General features: G+C 59.5%; 30 protein-coding genes. 23 read left to right on the top strand and 7 right to left on the bottom strand.

Features of this window, described 5'->3' with window-relative positions; genetic code table 11:
• Positions 1 to 30: 30 nt before the first annotated feature.
• The 9 genes from CPA54_RS00355 to CPA54_RS00320 are packed head-to-tail and all read left to right on the top strand — an operon-like array spanning position 31 to position 5,994.
• Positions 31 to 1,200 carry a DUF3383 family protein gene (locus CPA54_RS00355; RefSeq protein ID WP_248630319.1) on the top strand — a complete coding sequence of 390 codons (1,170 nt, stop codon included), beginning with the start codon at positions 31 to 33 and terminating at the stop codon, positions 1,198 to 1,200.
• Positions 1,201 to 1,203: 3 nt separating this feature from the next.
• A complete protein-coding gene (locus tag CPA54_RS00350; protein WP_249085347.1) occupies positions 1,204 to 1,647 on the top strand; it encodes a phage tail fiber protein in 444 nt (147 codons plus the stop codon).
• 11 nt (positions 1,648 to 1,658) lie between these two features.
• Positions 1,659 to 2,123: a phage tail assembly chaperone gene (locus tag CPA54_RS00345; RefSeq protein WP_081562633.1), complete on the top strand. Its 465-nt coding sequence runs from the start codon at positions 1,659 to 1,661 to the stop codon at positions 2,121 to 2,123.
• Between the two features lie 14 nt (positions 2,124 to 2,137).
• Positions 2,138 to 2,260, top strand: coding sequence for a hypothetical protein (locus tag CPA54_RS09150; RefSeq protein WP_268235067.1), 123 nt, complete (start codon positions 2,138 to 2,140; stop codon positions 2,258 to 2,260).
• Positions 2,247 to 3,254, top strand: a complete 1,008-nt coding sequence (locus CPA54_RS00340) for a hypothetical protein (protein WP_249085346.1) — start codon at positions 2,247 to 2,249, stop codon at positions 3,252 to 3,254. The genes CPA54_RS09150 and CPA54_RS00340 overlap by 14 nt, the downstream gene beginning before the upstream one ends.
• A 21-nt stretch (positions 3,255 to 3,275) precedes the next feature.
• Entirely contained in the window at positions 3,276 to 3,974 is a 699-nt protein-coding gene (locus tag CPA54_RS00335) for a hypothetical protein (RefSeq protein ID WP_086431786.1), read from the top strand.
• Entirely contained in the window at positions 3,971 to 4,270 is a 300-nt protein-coding gene (locus CPA54_RS00330; RefSeq protein WP_043562113.1) for a phage baseplate plug protein, read from the top strand. Before CPA54_RS00335 ends, CPA54_RS00330 begins: the two co-directional genes overlap by 4 nt.
• Positions 4,267 to 5,286, top strand: a complete 1,020-nt coding sequence (locus CPA54_RS00325) for a hypothetical protein (protein ID WP_249085345.1) — start codon at positions 4,267 to 4,269, stop codon at positions 5,284 to 5,286. The genes CPA54_RS00330 and CPA54_RS00325 overlap by 4 nt, the downstream gene beginning before the upstream one ends.
• Before the next feature lie 54 nt (positions 5,287 to 5,340).
• Positions 5,341 to 5,994 carry a Gp138 family membrane-puncturing spike protein gene (locus CPA54_RS00320; protein WP_043562108.1) on the top strand — a complete coding sequence of 218 codons (654 nt, stop codon included), beginning with the start codon at positions 5,341 to 5,343 and terminating at the stop codon, positions 5,992 to 5,994.
• A gap of 4 nt (positions 5,995 to 5,998) precedes the next feature.
• Here the strand turns inward: CPA54_RS00320 and CPA54_RS00315 are convergent, their stop codons facing one another.
• The 5 genes from CPA54_RS00315 to CPA54_RS00295 form a co-directional block, all read right to left on the bottom strand.
• The gene (locus CPA54_RS00315) at positions 5,999 to 6,571 is read right to left on the bottom strand and encodes a hypothetical protein (RefSeq protein ID WP_043562106.1); all 573 of its coding nucleotides are present in this window, start codon (positions 6,569 to 6,571) and stop codon (positions 5,999 to 6,001) included.
• Between the two features lie 78 nt (positions 6,572 to 6,649).
• On the bottom strand, positions 6,650 to 6,805 hold the full coding sequence (locus tag CPA54_RS00310) for a hypothetical protein (RefSeq protein WP_156878807.1): 156 nt from the start codon (positions 6,803 to 6,805) through the stop codon (positions 6,650 to 6,652).
• Positions 6,806 to 6,953: 148 nt separating this feature from the next.
• Positions 6,954 to 7,322 (bottom strand): hypothetical protein, encoded by a 369-nt coding sequence (locus CPA54_RS00305; protein WP_249085344.1) that lies wholly within the window; start codon positions 7,320 to 7,322, stop codon positions 6,954 to 6,956.
• 122 nt (positions 7,323 to 7,444) lie between these two features.
• Positions 7,445 to 7,780: a hypothetical protein gene (locus tag CPA54_RS00300; protein WP_143539976.1), complete on the bottom strand. Its 336-nt coding sequence runs from the start codon at positions 7,778 to 7,780 to the stop codon at positions 7,445 to 7,447.
• Positions 7,781 to 8,061: 281 nt separating this feature from the next.
• Positions 8,062 to 8,232: a hypothetical protein gene (locus CPA54_RS00295; RefSeq protein ID WP_156878808.1), complete on the bottom strand. Its 171-nt coding sequence runs from the start codon at positions 8,230 to 8,232 to the stop codon at positions 8,062 to 8,064.
• A 414-nt stretch (positions 8,233 to 8,646) separates the two neighbouring features.
• Between CPA54_RS00295 and CPA54_RS00290 the strand changes: the two genes are divergently transcribed.
• The 14 genes from CPA54_RS00290 (at position 8,647) to CPA54_RS00225 (ending at position 17,872) form a co-directional block, all read left to right on the top strand.
• Positions 8,647 to 8,856 carry a hypothetical protein gene (locus CPA54_RS00290; RefSeq protein ID WP_249085343.1) on the top strand — a complete coding sequence of 70 codons (210 nt, stop codon included), beginning with the start codon at positions 8,647 to 8,649 and terminating at the stop codon, positions 8,854 to 8,856.
• 489 nt (positions 8,857 to 9,345) lie between these two features.
• The gene (locus tag CPA54_RS00285; protein ID WP_249085342.1) at positions 9,346 to 9,975 is read left to right on the top strand and encodes a Gp138 family membrane-puncturing spike protein; all 630 of its coding nucleotides are present in this window, start codon (positions 9,346 to 9,348) and stop codon (positions 9,973 to 9,975) included.
• A gap of 66 nt (positions 9,976 to 10,041) precedes the next feature.
• The gene (locus CPA54_RS00280) at positions 10,042 to 10,392 is read left to right on the top strand and encodes a hypothetical protein (RefSeq protein ID WP_249085341.1); all 351 of its coding nucleotides are present in this window, start codon (positions 10,042 to 10,044) and stop codon (positions 10,390 to 10,392) included.
• Entirely contained in the window at positions 10,379 to 11,605 is a 1,227-nt protein-coding gene (locus CPA54_RS00275; protein ID WP_249085340.1) for a baseplate J/gp47 family protein, read from the top strand. The genes CPA54_RS00280 and CPA54_RS00275 overlap by 14 nt, the downstream gene beginning before the upstream one ends.
• Positions 11,602 to 12,198, top strand: coding sequence for a DUF2612 domain-containing protein (locus CPA54_RS00270; RefSeq protein ID WP_249085339.1), 597 nt, complete (start codon positions 11,602 to 11,604; stop codon positions 12,196 to 12,198). Before CPA54_RS00275 ends, CPA54_RS00270 begins: the two co-directional genes overlap by 4 nt.
• Positions 12,195 to 13,298 carry a glycine-rich domain-containing protein gene (locus tag CPA54_RS00265; RefSeq protein WP_249085338.1) on the top strand — a complete coding sequence of 368 codons (1,104 nt, stop codon included), beginning with the start codon at positions 12,195 to 12,197 and terminating at the stop codon, positions 13,296 to 13,298. Before CPA54_RS00270 ends, CPA54_RS00265 begins: the two co-directional genes overlap by 4 nt.
• Positions 13,299 to 13,358: 60 nt before the next feature.
• The gene (locus CPA54_RS00260) at positions 13,359 to 15,368 is read left to right on the top strand and encodes a right-handed parallel beta-helix repeat-containing protein (RefSeq protein WP_249085337.1); all 2,010 of its coding nucleotides are present in this window, start codon (positions 13,359 to 13,361) and stop codon (positions 15,366 to 15,368) included.
• Positions 15,365 to 15,841, top strand: coding sequence for a hypothetical protein (locus CPA54_RS00255; protein ID WP_086431776.1), 477 nt, complete (start codon positions 15,365 to 15,367; stop codon positions 15,839 to 15,841). Before CPA54_RS00260 ends, CPA54_RS00255 begins: the two co-directional genes overlap by 4 nt.
• An 8-nt stretch (positions 15,842 to 15,849) precedes the next feature.
• Positions 15,850 to 16,083, top strand: a complete 234-nt coding sequence (locus CPA54_RS00250; RefSeq protein WP_249085336.1) for a hypothetical protein — start codon at positions 15,850 to 15,852, stop codon at positions 16,081 to 16,083.
• A complete protein-coding gene (locus CPA54_RS00245; protein ID WP_043562086.1) occupies positions 16,083 to 16,316 on the top strand; it encodes a hypothetical protein in 234 nt (77 codons plus the stop codon). The genes CPA54_RS00250 and CPA54_RS00245 overlap by 1 nt, the downstream gene beginning before the upstream one ends.
• Before the next feature lie 63 nt (positions 16,317 to 16,379).
• A complete protein-coding gene (locus CPA54_RS00240) occupies positions 16,380 to 16,679 on the top strand; it encodes a hypothetical protein (protein WP_043562083.1) in 300 nt (99 codons plus the stop codon).
• Positions 16,680 to 16,684: 5 nt separating this feature from the next.
• On the top strand, positions 16,685 to 17,134 hold the full coding sequence (locus CPA54_RS00235; protein ID WP_086431821.1) for a structural protein P5: 450 nt from the start codon (positions 16,685 to 16,687) through the stop codon (positions 17,132 to 17,134).
• A 75-nt stretch (positions 17,135 to 17,209) separates the two neighbouring features.
• Positions 17,210 to 17,437, top strand: coding sequence for a hypothetical protein (locus CPA54_RS00230; RefSeq protein ID WP_052349246.1), 228 nt, complete (start codon positions 17,210 to 17,212; stop codon positions 17,435 to 17,437).
• 93 nt (positions 17,438 to 17,530) lie between these two features.
• Entirely contained in the window at positions 17,531 to 17,872 is a 342-nt protein-coding gene (locus CPA54_RS00225; protein ID WP_086431773.1) for a YnfA family protein, read from the top strand.
• A 9-nt stretch (positions 17,873 to 17,881) separates the two neighbouring features.
• On the opposite strand, the gene CPA54_RS00220 is transcribed toward CPA54_RS00225, so the two are convergent.
• Positions 17,882 to 18,499 (bottom strand): trimeric intracellular cation channel family protein, encoded by a 618-nt coding sequence (locus tag CPA54_RS00220; protein WP_043562075.1) that lies wholly within the window; start codon positions 18,497 to 18,499, stop codon positions 17,882 to 17,884.
• Between the two features lie 52 nt (positions 18,500 to 18,551).
• Positions 18,552 to 18,992 carry a hypothetical protein gene (locus CPA54_RS00215; RefSeq protein ID WP_043562073.1) on the bottom strand — a complete coding sequence of 147 codons (441 nt, stop codon included), beginning with the start codon at positions 18,990 to 18,992 and terminating at the stop codon, positions 18,552 to 18,554.
• Positions 18,993 to 19,133 lie beyond the last annotated feature (141 nt).

Raw genomic sequence — 19,133 nt, 5'->3', positions numbered from 1 at the left:
TTCCTTTTTCACAGACAAGGACACTCCATCATGGCCTCCCTGACCGGCACCATCCCTCTTGCCCAGACTGTCAGCATCAATCCCGTCACACTCGGCACAGCCAGTGGCGTTCCTTTCATGAACGGGCTGCTCATCACAACCCCTTCGGATTCAGCCGCTCTCGGTACAGGTCAGCTGAAATCCTACGGCTCCCTGGCAGACGTGACGAAAGACTTCCCCGCCAACAGCCCGGAAGCCCGCATGGCCGCCGTCTATTTCGCCAGCCATGACGATGCAGCCCAGATACCGCCCACCCTGCTGATCCATATGGCGGACCCGGCCCACCAGGCCGATCCTGCCAGCCTGATGGACCTCATCACCAGCCAGAATCAGGCTTTCACCGGCTTCACCACCACATGGGAACCCACCCTGACACAGAAACAGGCCTTCGCCACATGGGTGGCCGGCACGACGGACCGTTACTGGTATGTCCCATGGGACACGGACGAGCAGGCCCTCAACCCGCAGAACAGTGCCAGCTTCGGCACATGGTTGCAGAACCGGAACATTGATGGCACCACCCTGATCTATCAGGACCCTCTAGCTGCCGCCTTCTGTCTCGGCTGGCTGGCCTCGCTCGATTTCAGCGCAACGGACGGGCGCACCACGCTCTGCTTTCGCCGCAGCGGGCTGCTCACCCCCAGCGTGACCGATGCCACGACAGCCGCCACTCTCCGGGCCAATGGCTACAATTTCTACGGGGCCTATGCCAACGGGCTGGGCCGCTTCCAGTGGCTGGAGGACGGGCATGTCTCGGGGGCTTTCCTCTGGGCGGACAGCTACATCAACCAGATATGGCTCAATGCGTCCTTCCAGTCCGCCCTGACCACGCTTCTGCTCCAGACCGGGCAGATTCCGTATGACAGCATCGGGGATGGGCTGATCTCGGCCAGCGTGCAGGACACCATCAACCAGGCCCTGCGCTTCGGGGCCATCCGCCCCGGAATCCAGCTGACATCCCTTCAGAAACAGCAGATCGACCAGGCTGCCGGAACCACCATCAGCGACACGGTGCAGAGCCGGGGCTGGTACTTCCAGCCCAATGCCTCCACCGCCGCAGCCGACATCCGGGCCGCCCGCAGAAGTCCCCCGTGCCGCTTCTGGTACACGGATGGCCAGTCCGTCCAGTCCATTCATCTTGCATCCATCGAGGTCCAGTAAGTCATGTCCCGCACTGCGCTCATCACCTCGGCTGACGCCGTTTTCACCCTCACGGTCAAGACCCTGTTCAATGCGCCCATCACGCTGGAGAACTGGGCAACCGACCATGGCTGGAGTGGCTCCCAGAAGCTGAAGCTGGCCACGACGAGCCTCTCCATTGATGGCCGTCTCAACAAGGGATTTGTCCCTTCGGCCTATCACATGGCCCTGCATTTCTCTGCCGGATCACGCTCCCTTCCCGTCTTCGATGCCATCGCCACGGCCTCCCGGCAGGCCCGGACAGTCTATGAACTGAACGGCGAGCTTCTGCTGCATGGGCTGGGACAGCGTTTCACCTTCACCAATGGCTGCCTGACGGATTATGACCCCGTTCCGGCGGGAAATACAACGCTGGGCAACCGGACCGTGAACATCACATGGGAAAATGTCCTCCCGGCAGGGCTGTAAGGCAACCCACCATGAAAACCATCGAATGGACCCCTGCCGAAGGCCCTGATGCAGGCAAATGTTTTGTCATTTCCCGCATGTCGGCCTTCACGGCGGACCGCTGGGCACGGCATGTCGTCCGTGCCCTGGCCCGTGCCGGAGCCAACACCCCACGAGAGGCCCTGCACAGCGGCATTGCCGGTCTCTCCGGCCAGAGCATGGCCCTGTTCGGGCACATGAGCGATGAAGACTGTGACCGGGCTTTCTCCGGCCTTCTGGACTGTGTGACAATCCGCCGGGACCCCACGAACCGGGCCCTTGAGCCTGCCCCGCTCATCGAGGCGGACATAACGGACCCCAACACGTTGCCTGCCTTGCGGGCAGAGGCCTTCCGGCTGAACGTGGATTTTTTCAAGGCCGCAATTTACCAGATATACCCCCTCATCGCCATCTTGAGGGAGACACAGCCGGACGGGGACCTCCCGCCCGCTGCGTGAATCTCTCCAGTCCGATGGCCTTTGTCATCGGGGCGGGGCTGGCCACACTGCATGAGCTGAAAACCCTCTATGACAGCGAAGACATGTGGCTTCTCTGGGAAATTGCGGCCGTGGAGCGCATGAATGGCCATTCTTGATACACTCATTGCCCAGTCGGACCTGATACGTCCCCCGACCCATCTCCCCCTGAAACAGGGCACGGCAGCCTTCCGGCGGAATGTCATGGGGGCACTGGCCCTTTTCACCGGGGGGCGATCACTCACTGGTCTGAAACAGCAGGACACAGACGGAACAGATGTCCCTGTCATGGCACGCCCTCTGCCCGCCATGATGCCAACGCCGGAGCCACCGGCCCGCCAGAGCGATGCCACAACTCCCGAAGCGAAAGCCCCTTCACCCCAGCCCATGCCTCCCTCGGCGGTACAGACCGTGCGGGACTGGTCCACCCTGCTGGCCCAGTCCACCCCTGCCGCCCGACAGGCCCTGAAGGACGTGGAGCCAACCCTCCACAATGCAGAGCAGGCTCTGGAGCGTGTCCTTCACCTCCAGGCACGACAGGTTGATACGACACGGGAGGGAGCGGACCCCGGCCCCCTCCTGCAAGGTTTTTCAGCCATGATGACGGCCCGCAGCATCCTGAACCTTCATGCTCCTGAAGGCCTCTCCTCACCCCATGATGAAACCGGACGCCAGAAGACACCCCCTCCTCGCCAGCCGGGCAGGCTCCTGCCTGCCATGTCCATCCCATACCTGACCGGCACGGCCTCACGGGAACTGAACGTCTCACCCACGCCGCAGCAGGACCAGGAGCGGCTGCATCGCCTGTCCCTGACCCTTGCCCGTACGGATCAGACACTCTCACGGATGCTTCCTGCAGCACCGGGTTCCCGTTCCCCCGCCATTCCGGGCAGGCCCACTCCCGGTGCAGGGCCAGCTCTTGCCCACCTTGCCCGGCATGTCGAAACCGCAGCACGACCGCACCCTCTCACGACCCACAACACGACCACGCACAGCCCGACCATCAACATCACCGTGACGGCAGGTCATGGCAGACCGCAAGACATTGCCCGTGCCGTGGAAGCCAGCACCATAAAAGCCCTTGCCCGCCAGACCCTCACCCAGACCGGATAATCTCTTTCTGGAGCAGTCCTCATGTCCATCCTGACATCTCTCCGGGCGTCAGCCTCCGCCACCGGTGGTGAAACGCTGGGAAACTGGGCCGTACAGCGTGCCGCCCGCCAATGGGGCATCTTCCGCCGCCCGACGGCTGACCAGTTCAGTTCCCTCACATCGTCCGGTTTCAACCGATCAGCTGGCGGCCCATCCAGTTTCCTGTCAGGCCAGGCGCCAAGACGTGTCCTCTCCGCCGCCCATGTCGATTCCCTGCGACTGGATGAACAGGCCAACATCTGCTCCGCCCCACAGGAAAACGGTACCTTCACGAGCTACAACAAGGTATTCCTGCCCTACCGGGCCATGATCCGCATGGTCTGTGACGGGTCGGAAACAGGCTCCCTTGGTGAAAACCTGCTGCCAGACTTCATACGCAGCACCCTTGGTGTGGGGTCTGACACGGTGCGGAAAGATTTTCTGGAAACGCTCTCCCGGCTCGTAAAGGACACAAACCTCTATTTCGTCGCCACGCCAGAGGGCATCTACCCCAATGCCAACATCACCGGTTACACCTTCACCCGCACGGTCGACAGCGGCGTTGACATCATAACGGCCAACATCACCATTCAGGAAGTCCGACAGGGAAACACGTCCCGCTGGACGGGAAGCCGCCACCCACAGGGTGCGCAAACCCGCAATGCAGGCCCCGTCACCCTTCAGCCGGAGAAACGGACATGATCTACACGGTTCCGCTCCAGCCAACAGCAGCCCAGAGCATGACCTGCCCCATTGCCGGGCTGCAATGCCACATCTGGCTGAGACAGCTTTCCACCGGACTATACATGGACCTGACCGTCGGTACCGAAGCCCTTCTCCGTGGCGTTGTCTGCCAGAACGGGACCAACATCATCCGCAACCCTGCCAGCCTGCTGCCAGGCCGCCTGTACTTCACCGACACACAAGGGGCTGATGATCCCACATTTTCAGGTCTGGGGTCCCGATTCCTGCTTCATTACGAAGATGATACATCATGACAGCCATCACATATCCCAATGCCACCACGACACACAGCTTTGCCCGCAAACAGATAACCGTCACATTCTTCATACCCGGGCTGAACAGAGGCCTGGACAGCTTCACGATTGGCGGGGGACATGCAATACAGGCCACCATAAGACATGCGGGATTCACCACCGGTTCCGAAGCTGACCTCACCATCAGGGGGCTCTCCCAGATAGACAGAGACAGCCTTTCCATCCTTCCCGACCATCCTGCACCAGACAACCTAAACACAATCACTGCTGGCCAGACTTTCATCACCATACAGGCCGGTGATGAAGGGAGCCCACTGACAAACCTGTTCACTGGAACAGTCGACAGTGCCCAGACAGATTATGATGATCTGGACAGTCCCTTCCATATCCATGCCATGACCAGCACCATTCCAGCGTCCATCCTGCCACAGGCCAAAGGCTATGCCGGACCGCAGGACGTCATCACCCTGATGGCAGATATCTGCAAAGAAGCAGGCTTCCAGCTGCTGGATCATGGTGGCTGGGAACGCCATGCCAGCCTGACAAACCATTACAGATGGGGAACGGCTCTTGAGCAGATACAGGCCATCCTGACGGCGACGAAAGGCACCTTCAATCTCTCACCTTTCATCCCCATGATGGAAAGCAACCAGGGGGCCATTCCCTACAGGGGGCTCCTTGAAGTATGGGGGCCGACCTTTACCGGCATCCCGCCAGCAGGGCAGGAATCAACAGTTCCTGTCATCTCAGCCGCAACGGGGATGATCGGCTATCCCCGATACAGCAGTTCCGGCATATCCCTGACAACCCTCCTCCGGCCAGACATCACCTTCTGGCGTCCACTGGCTCTGGAAAGCACCTTTGCACCCGTCACCGGAACATGCACAACCGGCACCCCACCATGGAACGGCCTGTGGCTGGCCACCTTTGTCTGGCACGACATCAGTACCGAGACCTCACATGGATCCTGGCATACACATATGGAATGCATCCGTACGACCCTTGGCAGACGATGACGGGCCGCCACCTTCCTGAACAACCACCTCCAGAACGGCCTGAAGGATCACAGCATGCCTGCTACAGCCACGCCCTATCTCCTGCGCTCCAATGCGGGCAAAAACAGCCTGAAAGGTGCACTGGATTCACTCATTGCCAGCCACATCAACCAGATCGGCCCTTCCATGCTGGTACAGGTAGAAACAGTCACGACCGAGGCCGCTGCCATTACAGGCAAGGTCACGGTCCGTCCCATGGTACAGCAGCAGGATGCGCTCTCCCGCACCCTGCCACATGACCTCATCCACAATGTTCCTTACCTGCGTTTGCAAGGCGGCCGTTCCGCCTTCATCATCGACCCCAAACCGGGAGATATTGGCTTCATCATCATATCAGGGCGGGACCACACCCATGCCATCACGACCCGACAGCCCTCACCTCCTGCCTCGTTCCGACAGTTCTCCATGCAGGACTGCGTATATGTGGGCGGCTTCCTCAATGAAGGGCCAGACCAGTTCATACAGGCAACGGATCAGGGCTGGCGGATCGTGACGCCGGGATCCGTCACCATAGACGCACAAGGGCCCCTCACCCTGAAAGCCAGCCGCATTGAAGCCACCTGCGATATTGTCACATCCGGCGACGTTCAGGCGGGTGGCATCTCGCTAAAACAGCATACTCACGGCGGCGTGCAGACCGGTCCGGGCACAAGCGCTCCCCCGCAATGAAATATCATTTCGGAAACGGCATATTTCCACGCCAGGCTGTCTCAGCCAGTGTGCGGACGAACTCATCCCCGTGATCGAAATCGATGTGGGCTGCGCCCCCTGCCCAGGACATGCTGACAGACGTACTGCCTGCCAGGGCATCAAACAGGGCGTGCCCCTCAGCTTCGGAGACATAACATCCCCATTGCGTGCCCCGGTTGATGATGCCTGTATAATGGAAGCCTTTCACCTCGTATCCGTTGGAGAAACGGACCTCCAGTTCTGGCTGGTGAATCTCATGATTCTTCAGGACGAACATGAGAAAGACATCACCACCCCGACGTGGCGATGCGGACAACATGACATCATTTTCTGCCAGAAGAGCCGTAAGCGTGTGGTCCAGCTCCAGCATCTGCCATTTACCGGTCTGCCCCAAGCGCTGCCCCCCATTGGGAGATACACCAAGAGCGGCCAGACCACTTGTTGTCACCGTTCCATCCTGCGCCACATCCAGCGGGGTCTGGGCCCGGGCATCTGTCAGACTGCCCGCCAGCAGCATCAGACTCAGGCCTGTCATGCACAGTGTCGTCCGCATCATCACTTTCCTTTCCCTCACGATACAGGGGCGGGGGCAGGACGGAACAGGCCCGCCTGCCCATGTCGCCCGTAACAGATTTCAGTCAGTTACAGTTTCGGATTCATCACTGGAGACTTCATCGAGCACTTCATGATGGCGCTCATGAGCCTTTTCACGTTCCTCAGCTGGCATGTTCCTGATCACGTCATGTACTGCCTTCACAGGGTTTGCAGCCGGTTCTTCCTTCTCGGACATGATACTCCCTTTCCAGTCATTCACTATCGGACGCCCTCTTTTCCAGAAGGGCGCAGCCCAGCACTGAACCATCAGGAACGGTCGATCAAGCGCAAGGTCCCTCTATCACTGCACGACTGCCTTGCAGAGAAACCACTGCTCCAGCCGGTTAGCGTTCGCAGATTCCAGAATTCTCGACGTAAGTGACAAGCCGCTGGTCACTCTGCAACAGGGCCGCCGAACTGCCCTTTGCATCGGCTGTCAGCTGACGGATATACTGGGCACAGGGCGAATGGGGGCGGTGTGATACGGCCCAGAGACCATCCCTCACCGTCTCGGCGGAAAGGCCGATGCGGCGCAAATTCTCCTCATCCGTCCGCTGCTCCTGATGATTCACCCCCTGATGCGCCTGCACCTTGGCACTATGCAGCGCCTGAGAGAGGGTGCCTTTGGTTTCGGGCATGTGACTCAATGCATCCGCACGGGCTACTCCGCCCCAGACAGAAACGGCTGCAATTACAAAAAGAACGTGTTTCATGGACAGGATTCCTGCATTACGCCTCATAGGCTACGGAGAAAATAGCGCATCCCGACAACCTCTCCAATGTGGTTTCACCCCATGCGCTGGCAATCAGACAATTTTCTGGCCGGGTGTTGCTTTCAGGGCGCTCTCAGGCCCTGCGGCTCGTCCGTAACGGCATCATCACTGGCCAGATCCGGCCTGTAACAATATTTCGGCACATTTCCTGGCCCATCATCAAAATATCTGAGCACATGGACAACAGCATCGTAGCAATTGCCCCGCCGTTTGTTGATGAGCACATCATAGGCATTATCCGCCACCCGCTTGCTGGAATAAGCCTTGTGAAGAAATTCGTACAGTTTTGGAGGGTCTATGGCGAAAGACCCATCCTCATTTTTCAGATACACAGCCTCCGCCCGTGCCACACCGGGCAGAGCCAGTGCGAACACGGCGCACAGCACCAGATGTTTCATGCCCATAATCCTGTTCATTCCTGAAATTGACGGCACCCACCCTACCGGGTGCAGCCACCGACTCTGACAACCACATCCTGATCCATCAGGGCCACATATGAAAACCACACTCAACGGACCTGTGGAAGAGCCTGCTTCTACCACAAACCTGTGGCGATCGGTTTTTCCAAAAAAGAAAAAGAGAGCCGCACAACGGGCTGGACCAGTTCATCCAGGCAACAGATGAAAGATGGCATGTCGGCAGTAAGGAAGGAGTTTTTTGCTTCCTCCCCCTTACCTCTTTACTTCCCGTAGAACTGGTCCAGAACTTTCAGGAAGTCTTGAGCCTTCATGGATTGCATCAACTGGTTGACCTGATCCTCATTCCCCTCAGCTCTCGCCGAAAGAGAGTATCCCAAAAGCCCAGAAGCCAGAACAAAAGCAACGCCTAATTTCTTCATGATCTCCTCCACGTAACTACTCCTCTTTTTCTGCCTCCAATACCTGCTGGATCAGAAAGGGGATCGTTTCGGCACAGGTGACCCCCATGTGTCTACAACCCGCACAACCTCCCCAACCTCTGACTGAAAAAGTAATTAAATCATGGTTTACGCCAAATAAAACAAAAACACTATTGCGGAATACTGCAATCTTCTCTGGGAAATATTAGAATGATCCAGTCAAGACACTATCCGTCATTACTCTTTTCGCCAAATATAAGGGGAACCAAAACAGCGCATTTTTCCTATCACCAGGCCACCTACTAAATGATATTTACAACGACGTAGAGAATAGTCACAACACCATGGAGAGAGGGGCTGCACCGGGCCGGGATTTCCTTTTCCTGCCTTCTGCGGCCAGACATCTCCTACTATCAGCCCGTGAAGGTGGCAAAAGAGTACACTCCTGCCGGGTGGGTGGCCGGAGAGAATGGCCTCAACCGGCAGGGACAGCGCATCGCCTCAGCCCCATGGAATGGCCTGTGGCTGCCCTACAGCATTACTCACGAGGTCACGTCAGAGATACCGGGCGGCAACTGGCACACATTCGTGGACTGCCAGTTGGCGAACATAGGGCAGCAGATCGCTGTTAAATGATCAGTCGAGGTTCTTGCGCTCGCAGGTGCCAGAACGCTCGACAGACGCAATGACCTTGTCGTCATAATCGGGCCGATCTAGGCCATTCTCATAATCAGCCGTAAGCTGGGCCACATAGTGAGAACATGCGCTATAGGGCTTGTGTTGCGTTGCCCACACAGCCTTCCGGGCCGTGTTGGGAGACATGCCCATTTGTCGCAGATGGATCTCTGTTTCCGCAGCCATACGATTTGAAACGGCATCCCAATCGCTTTGAGAGGGAACAATCTCGGACTGCACGCAGCCACGAGGGCCACAAGAGGCCATCGCCGCCTTCCTGTTAGCTTCCATTTGTCGCTCATTCTGCTGGGCAAGAGTAAGCCCATTATCAGCCCAAGCCACGCCGGACAGCCCAATAAAGGCGACTGTGAGAAGGAGGAAGTGTTTCATGGTCATCTCCCGTGATGTCTGCGTCCATCTAAGCCATCAGAGCAACTGAGGGGAAGCCCCATGACAGAAAACACCAACGCACCTTACTGGAACCGGTCCAGCCCCAACCTCGACATCTCCACGATCATGGACAGGAGGGTGCAGGACCATATCCGCAAGATTGGCCCCTCCATGCTGGTGCAGGTGAAGGCCGTGAAGGCTGGGGCCGCCTCCATCACTGGCATGGTGGATGTGAAACCGATGGTCCACCAGCAGGACAAACAGGGCAAGCCCCACCCCCGGCAGGTCATCCACAGCGTCCCCTATCTCCGCATCCAGGGCGGCAGTTCGGCCCTCATCATCGACCCCAAGCCGGGGGACATTGGCTTCATCGTCATTTCTGGCCGGGATCACACCCATGCCGTCACCACACGGCAGCCCTCTCCCCCCGCCTCGTTCCGGCAGTTCGCCATGCAGGACTGTGTCTATGTGGGCGGGTTCCTGAACAACGGGCCTGACCAGTTCATTCAGGCGACGGATCAGGGCTGGCGCATCGTTACGCCGGGCACCGTCTCCATCGAGGCATCAAAGATCACGGCCAACTGCGATTTCGAGACCAGCGGCGATGTGAAGGCGGCCGGCGTCTCGCTGAAACAACACACGCATGGCGGCGTGCAGGCGGGCGGCGGGAAGACCTCACCGCCAGAGTAACCGTCCTGCATCCATGGTGCCTAACCCTCCCTTCACCGGGAGGGTTTTTTATTGCCCGGAGTTCTCATGAAAACCCTCTCCCTCACCCCTGGCTGGGACCTGACACTGGACAGCACGGGCAATCTGGTCGTGCTGACGGACAAGGCGGCCATCCTTCAGGACATATGCTCTGCCGCCCGCACATGGCTGGGCGAGGTGCTCTACGACACCGGGCAGGGCATCCCCTACGACACGGACATCCTCCGCTCGGACGTGGACCTCTCCTTCTATTCTTCGGAGATCGAGGATGCCGCCACGTCTGTTCCCGGCGTGGCGGCGGCCACCTGCCACCTCGCCAATCCCACCAGGGAACGCCAGCTCACCGGCGTCATTCTCGTAACCTTCAGCGATGGGAGCACGGACCATGCCCAGTTCTGACGCCACGACCAACGTCCCGGCCCCCATCCTCACCGATGCGGGCTTCACCGCCCCTTCCGAGCAGGACATCCTTGCCGGGGTTCTGGCCGACATGAACGCCGCCCTGGGCGGTGGGGCCAACACGGCCCTTTCCACCCCGCAGGGGCAGATCGCCCTTTCCGAGACCGCCATCCTTGGCGACTTTCTGGGGGCGATGATCGCCATATTCAATGGCGTGGACCCGGCCTCTTCTTCCGGGCGGATGCAGGAGGCCATCGGGCGCATCTACTTCATCGAGCGCCGCCCCGCCACGGCAACGACCGTCACGGTGCAGGCCAGCGTGAACGCCCCCGGCCAGACCATCGCTGCCGGTACGGTCGTGGCGCAGGGAACGGATGGCAGCCTCTATGTGGCCCCGCAGGCCATCACGCTTCCCCAGTCCGCCACGGCCAGCCTCGACCTCTCCTGCCAGACCGCCGGGGCCATCACCTGCCCCGCCAGCAGCCTGACGCTCTATCAGGCGGGGCTGGGGCTGGCATCCCTCACCAATCCTGCCCCCGGTGCCACGGGTGCTGATGCCGAAAGCCGCACCGACTTTGAAGCCCGGCGGCAGGCCAGCGTGGCGGCCAACAGCATCGGGCAGAATGCGTCCCTCATGGGGGCGCTTCTGGAGCTGCCCGGCGTGACGGATGCTTATGTGACGGACAATCCGGCACAGGCTCCGACGGTGCAGCAGGGCGTGACCATCCCGGCGGGGGCGCAGTACATTCTGGTGGAAGGGGGCAACCCGCAGGACATCGGCCAGGCCATCCTGCACAAGAAGCCCCCGGGCATCCCCACCGTTGGCACCCAGATCGTCACGGTGCAGGACACCAACCCTGTTTATGCGGGCAACCAGCCATCATACTCGTTCCGCTATGACAGGCCGACGCCGGTTGCTGTCCATGTGGTCATGGAGATTGCGGCCTCGGATGCCGTGCCATCCAATGCGGCACAGCTCATCCAGCAGGCCATCGTGGCGTATCTGACAACCGGGGCCAACCGCATCCGGCTGGGCAGAACCGTCTATGCCTCCCGCCTTTCTGCCGTGGTGGACGGGCTGGGGGACTGGGCAGAGGTGCTCACCCTGTCCATCGGCACTGACGGCAATGCGGGCCAGAACAGGCTCACACTGCCGATCAACCAGCTTCCCACGGTGACGGCGGACACGATCAGCGTGCAGGTGGTGACATGATCGACATACGGGAGACCATCCTCGCCCAGTATGCCAACAGCCGTGCCCTCACCGGCATCCTTGAGCGCTTCAATGCGGCGGTGGACCCGCAACGGTCCATCGAGACCTTCCTCCATGATGTCTGGAACCCGGCCACGGCCAAAGGCTGGGGGCTGGACGTGTGGGGGAGGATTGTTGGGGTCGGGCGGGTTCTACGCATTGACGCGACAGGCTATTGGGGATTCGCACAAGGCTATCCGACCTCCAGAACCTTTGGTGAAGGCATCTGGTATTCCGGGCGTGGAGCAACAGCCAATTACCGCCTGACAGACGAAAACTACCGCCAGCTGATCCTGGCCAAGGCAGCAGCAAACATTTCTGCCGGGTCCATCGCTGACATCAACCGCATCCTCATGATCCTCTTCGGCAACCGTGGCAACTGCTACCTGGCCGATACGAGCGACCACACCATGATGCTCGTTTTCTCCTTCCGCCCCACAGCCATTGACGTTTCCATCATCGCATCCGGTGTGCTGCCCCGCCCCTCTGGCGTGCAGTACCGCTACACCTTCATCCCCCCTGCCAAAAATGATTTCGGGAATGACATTCTATGAAGACTTCCGACCTTCCAGAGAAAATTACCGTTCCTTTTGCCCAGAATGCAGGTCTGGCCTATCGGCGTGACATCCCTCTCCAGAGCAGTGATGCAGGGGCGGCCTCTTTCATGCTGGGTTTCCCCGCGCTGACCTTTCAGCCTACGGGGGCTGGGGGCACACCACCAGATGGCCGGGACATGAACGGCATCCTGTTTGCCCTCTCATCCATCGCACGGGCATGGTGTGCAGGCACCACGATGACATTCGATGCATCATTCGCCCATGATGTCGGAGGCTACCCGCTGGGAGCTGTTCTGCGATCCGCCACGGATCCGACAATTCTGCTCATCAGCCAGCAGGATGGCAACATGACCAACCCCGCGACCGACCCTGACGGAACATACTGGCGGCGCATCGGCAATGATGAGGCACTCCAGCACACACTGGGGGCCCTCTCCGACCGTCTGGACAGCAGGCTCAGCCGTCTTGATGGAGCCTCAGCCAATCTCCTGTTCGCCTCGCTCTATCAGGACGGATCAATACCCACCCCCCCAGCATGGGCCACACGCCTTCATGTCGTGGCACTGGGGGCAGGAGGGGGAGGTGCCAACTGCCAGGCATGGGGCGAATTCTCCAACACCAATTCTTCAGGCGGTGGCGGTGGAGCTGGCGCCTATGCAGAGGGTATCTTCTCCATCTCTCCTGCCGATACCCTGTCCGTCAGGGTCGGCCGGGGGGGCACCACAGAACAGCCTGGCGGCGATACCGTACTGTTCATCAACGGAACTGCCGTCATGACGGCAGGTGGCGGCAGAGGAGCCTCATGGCAGGCAAAGGCCTCCAGTGCTGGGGCCCCTGGCGGTTCCGCACATGGAGGAAACATCCTCATGCAGACCGGTGCCCCAGGGTCAGACGGGCAGAACGGCCCGTTCATTCTTGTTGGCAACGGAGGCGACTCTGCTTTCGGGGGCGGTGGACGGGCCGGTGCACAGGGAGGACTGGATGCCTCCTCCTTCGGTGCGGGAGGAGGTGGAGCCTATGATGCCTTCTCCAAAAACACACTCTTTTCTGGCGGCACAGGAGGCAACGGCCTGATCCGCTATCGCTGGCTGGTCTGAGCGTCATCCAGCCTTTGGGACCGCCCGCAGGCGGCGCAATGAAACCAGCATGAGGAAACCATGACACAACCAGCAAACAGGGTTCCTGCCTGGCGCTCCTACACGGCAACGGGAAACCCGACAGACATCGTCCCCTCCACAACCGTTGCCAGGGAAATTGGCGGCAAGATTGACGCCATCAACGGCCAGGCAGCGGGGCTGACCATTGATGGTGACAGTACCCTTGCAGGAGAAAAAGTCCGGGATGTTCTGGCCCGCTTCCCGGAAAAACTGGTGACCAGCTACGGTGTCACCCACGACCCTGACGGCCAGCACACAGCCGCCAACAGTGCCGCCTATCAGGCCGCCATCAATGACTGTGCAGGCACCTTCCGGCTGGTGCACCCTGCCGGGCTGTCCGTCATGCTTGGAACGCTCCGCATCACCCGCCCGGATACGCATCTCGTCCTGGATGGTATCATCACCCTGGCGCCAGACAGCAACACGAACTGTCTGGACATCTATGCCCCCGGCCAGTCTCTGGAGCGGATTTCCATCACGGGACAGGGAATCATTGACGGAAACCGGTCCGGCCAGCAGGGGGGACAGACCGCCGTAAGTGGCGGCATATGCGCCAACACGCTGAGCCATACAGCCAATACGCCTGATATGCCTTCATTTCCAACACGGATCGACAATCTGCTGATTTCCGGAATCACGATCCGCAACACCTTCAACTGGCCGCTTTCTCTGGGGTTCATCAGCAACAGCCTCATTACCAACGTCACGCTGCTGGATGGCGGCAACAGCCCCCAGTTCATCTGGTCGGCTGACAACTGCTGGTTCACGGACAGCCTATCAACCGGTCACACCGATGGCGGTTTCGTCTTCTACATGGGCTGCCGCCGCTGCGGGGCCACAGGTAATACGGTCTCCGGCAACCATGACGGGATCGGCGTCTATGCCGACAGTTCCGACCAGCCCGCCAACGAGAACATCCTGATCGCCAACAATCATGTTCACGACAATGCCGACGGGGGCATTGGCATCACGACGACAGACCAGAAAAGTGCAGACGGGCTGATCCAGCGGAACATCCTCATTACGGGAAACATCCTCTCCAACAACAATACGCACGGACGCAACGGGGGTGGATCCATCGGCATCGTGGCGGCTCATGGCGTACAGGTCCGCAACAACCTTGTATCCCGTGATGGATCAACCGCCAGAACGGGCAACCCGGTCTATGCCGCCTATGTCTCGGACAGCTGCCAGTTTGTCGAAATTGAAGGCAATCATTTTGAGGATATCGGCTCCACTGCCAATCCGGGAACGGCCATCTATCTCAACAGGCCCACTGGCGCCATCATCCGCAACAACATATTTGCCAACACGGCCGGTACCTCCGGCCCGCTCCGTACAGGCCTTGGCGGAACGGTCGGTGCTGCTGGCCTCATCAGCGGCAATGTAGCGGCCGGACCGATGGCCGGCCCCCTGCTGGCTCTGGCATGGCAGACTGATACAGCTTTCATCAGCCAGCCAGATGGCATGGGCGGACTGCTGGATACCCTCCCCCGAAGCAGCAACATCGTGGCATCAGGCCATTATGACTATGATGGCCGTACACTGAGCAGGCAGATCGGTGCCACGACCGATGATACGGGCCTCTTCCTCCAGACAGCACGGAACCAGACCACGGGAGCCGTTTCCGGCGATATTGTCCTGAACAAAGGCAACATCTTCCGGGTCTTTTCCCTCTCGCTGAACGGGGCCATCACCACACCGAACGGCCACGTCCTGCTGAACATACGCAGCCCATCCGGCGCACCGCTCATGATGCAGGTTTTCACCATAAAGGCAGCCCATGGAGACAGGGTCACCTTTCCGCAATCCTTCACCAGCGACACCGTGTCGGTAATGGTTCCGCCATTCCATAACGGAACCAACATGATTGTTGGTGGCCCCTCAACCCTCTCCCCACCGGACCGCACCGGCTTCACGGTTGGAAAATTCTGGGTCGGACTGGGAGGTGCCAATATTGATCCAGCCGATGACATTACTGTCATGGCCATTGGAGAGCTTTCGTCATGACCCAGAACATGGCCTATTTCGCCATAATTGATGAAGGAGCCGCCATGGAGCCTGTCCCCATCCGTGGCTGGACCATCATTCCCCTCACGCAGGACAGGAAACAGGCCGATGGCACCATAACCGCCCACAGCCTGACGGAAGAAGAGCTGCTCCAGCAGGTCACACCGCACATGCCTGCGGGAAGCCGGGCCATCCGCCTGCATGTCACGGATGAAGACTGGAACGCCCGCCCTGTTGTAAATCCAGTTCTCTCCAAGGGGGGCATCACACAGGGAAAAACACCCTCCACCACCCTGCGGGACCAGGCCGCCGCCATGATGCTGCAGGTTCAGCAACAGGCAGCCATGACTGCCGCCATGGGCGAAACCTTCGGCCCCAAAATGCGGGCCTGTGTCAGCACACTGAGAGCCATCCTGGATGGTTCTGACACACCAACGTCCCTCCCCACGTTACCCGCCAGACCAACAGATTGAGAGCCCCCATGAATCCCTATTTTGCAGGCTGTTTTCTCCTCACCATGCTGGCCTTTCTGGGAGGGCTGATTGCCTATGCCAACAGGGCTGGACGCAACAGCGCACGGGTCCGGTCCAGCCAGCAGGACGCGACAACAGCCCAGGCCACAAGCAAGGCCGCCCGCACCATGCTCGAAGCCCGTACCAACGGCCTGCGGACCCGCACCCAGCTGCTGGACACACTGGAAAAGGGACAATTCTGATGGCCCCCGCTCCACCGCCTGCGGGACTACTGGCAGGGCTGGCCTTGTGCCTGCTGGCAGGCTGCAACCAGCCTCCCTTTCGTCCCCTCTGCCCGGCGCTTGTCCATTATTCGCCAGAAGAAGAGCGGGCTGTCGCCAGAGAGCTCCATCTCCATCCTGACCTGAAGGAAACGCCCCTCTTCCTTCTGGATTATGGAAATGAACGCCATGAAATTCAAAAAATCTGTAGCTGACCACCACGCTCTCATCCCACATTGACCGCCCGCCAAGGCGGTTTTTTTTATGGAACTGCTCCCATGATGCCCACACACCTTCCTGACAGGATCACCCCTCTCAACGAGCGGATTGCCGCCCTGGAGGCAGTACAGGCCCGTCATGATGAAGACCTCACAAAACTCAGCAACAAGATCGATAATCTGGCGCTGGAACTTCATGCTGGCATTGCCTCCCTGAGCGAACAGATACGGGAGAGCAATTCATTACGGTCACGCACTGTTACAGCCGCCATCACAGGCGGCGGTGCGGTTGGCGGAGCAGTCGCCGTGGGGCTCTATCAACTCATCCACACGCTCTACCCCCATTTCTTCGGAGGCTGATGACCATGCCCCAGACACCCACCCGGCCACCCCGTGGCATCCGCAACAACAATCCGGGCAACCTCAACTTCGCCCATCAGCCCGGCGCAATGCTGGAGCCTGCGGAGCCAGGCATCACGCCCCGCTTTGCCCACTTCTCCACATCAGAAGCTGGCCTGATGGCCTTGCGGGACCAGCTCTACCGTTACATGGTACGGGACAGGCTGGATACCGTCGCCTGCATCATCAGCCAATGGGCCCCCCCGGCCGAGAACGATACCCGACGCTACATTGATACTGTTGCGCAGGCCCTTGGCGTGACGCCGGATACAGTCCTCGGCCCGCCTACGGCCACCCTGCTTGCCAGCCTGATGGAGGCCATCATCCACTACGAAAATGGCCAGAACCCTTATGGACGGCTGGTGGCCCAGGTCGCAGCAGCCCTCCCTGCCCTCCGGCAGACCCCAGCGACCTGACTGACGCTTCCATCTCATCATACATCAATCCCATGACCGCCTCTCTGCGGCCTTATCATCACGGAGATACCGCCAATGGATATCAGCTCCTTTTTCACCACCCTGCCCGATGGTCTCCAGAACTACGTGGCACTGGTCATCATCCTCTGCAATCTGATGACCGTGTTCATCCGCCCGCCAGCGGCCGGCTCCCGCTGGATACTGCCATACCGATGCATATCCACGCTGGCACTGAATGTCGGTTGGGCCAGAAATCACCTCCAGCCAGGGCACCCAGCGAAAGAAGCCTCACATAATTCCTGAGCCCCAGGCAGAGACCGTCTCTCTCCGCCCTCGCCTGTGAGCTGTCTCACCTGCTACAGAACAGACAGCGTCATCACGTCAGGACCATCGGCCATGTCACATGCTCTCATTGCCTGCCTGCTCTACGGCCTGGCGGCCTTCGCTGAAATTGCAGGCTGTTTCTCTGTCTGGGCCTGGCTGCGGCTGGGGCGGTCCCCGCTCTGGCTCCTGCCCGGCGGGCTGTGCCTCGGCCTGTTCGCTATCCTGCTGACATTCAGCCCGGCTGACCATGCCGGGCGGGCCTATGCCCTGTATGGCGGCCTCTATATCGTCACCAGCCTTTTTTGGGGCTGGGCCGTGGAGGGTCTGGCACCGGATGCATGGGACATGGCAGGGGCTGCCCTCTGCCTGGTGGGAGCCCTGCTCATTCTTCTGGCCCCCCATGGCCGGACCTGACCACCTGCCTCAGGACCGATAACTGAAGCGTGGCAGTGTCCAGTTGTAACGGATGGAGAGCAGACGGAAACTGATGCCGAAAATCATGGAGATCAGCAGCTCGATGTTCCTGTTGTCCACAATATGGGAGCAGCAGAGAAACACGACCCCCGTACTGACAGACACCGTGCCATACAGTTCGGACCGGAACAGCAGCGGAATGTCATTGCAGAGTATATCCCGCAGCACGCCGCCCATACATCCCGTGATCATGCCAGAAATGATGACACAGACCACAGAAAGATGTTCCGTCATCGCTACCTGGCAGCCCATAACGGTAAAGACGACAAGGCCAATTGCATCCAGAAACAGGAACAGTTTGCGCAACCTGTGCATGTGCTGGGCCACCATGATGGTGGCCAGGGCGGCAAACCCGGTAATGAGCGGGTAACTGGGGTGCCGCACCCAGGACAATGGATAATGGTTGAGCAGCACATCCCGGATGGACCCTCCCCCCAGGGCGGTGATCCATCCCAACAGGAACACCCCTACAAGATCCATCTCCAGCTTGCCCGCCAGCAGGGCAGCCGTCATGGCCTCGGCAATGATGGCCACGATATACAGCGTGGTGTAGAGATCAAAGGTCATGCCGGGTTCCCTGCCATGCGCCACTCTGCCAGAAAAAATGCAGCCCTGCCGCCTAGCGGACCACCAGCCGCCCGTAATTGGCGAACAGGACATGCGTGTCATCCTCCCCAAAGGGTGCTCCCTTCTTCAGGCAGAGGATAAAACGGTTCATGAACCGCATGGAGGCCAGCGTATCGTTAGCAGCATCACCGTTGAATTTCACCATCAGATGGTTGAAGTCACCATCAACCGCATAATAGCGCTCAGATGAAAAACACTCACAAAGAGCATGAAACTCCCGCTCCATCGAGCTGACCATCTGCCGGTAAAAGAGATGGGATGCCTCGATCTCACGATAAAAAGCCTCATGCCGGGGCTCGACCCGTGGATGTGCAGTAGGGAAAGCTGTCAGATCCTGTGAAAAAAGCTCATGCTTGGACAAACGCCCGATCTTCTTCCCCAGCTGGCGCACCTCCGCCTCATAACCAAGCAGACTGTAAACTGAATCAACCATAAAGATAGCTCCCTCCCTGAGCCGTCTTCTCTACCCGAGGGCAGAGACATGAGGCATGACGGACCACATGACATCGCAGAATGAGTAACATACCTGTACACACAGCAGAACGGCTTTCTTGCACAGGCATGACGGCATGTT

Source organism: Parasaccharibacter sp. TMW2.1890, from assembly GCF_023337645.1.
GTDB classification, from domain to species: Bacteria; Pseudomonadota; Alphaproteobacteria; order Acetobacterales; family Acetobacteraceae; genus Bombella; species Bombella apis.
The sequence above is the reverse complement of the archived record's forward strand: the minus strand, read 5'-3'. Positions and strand labels throughout refer to the sequence as shown.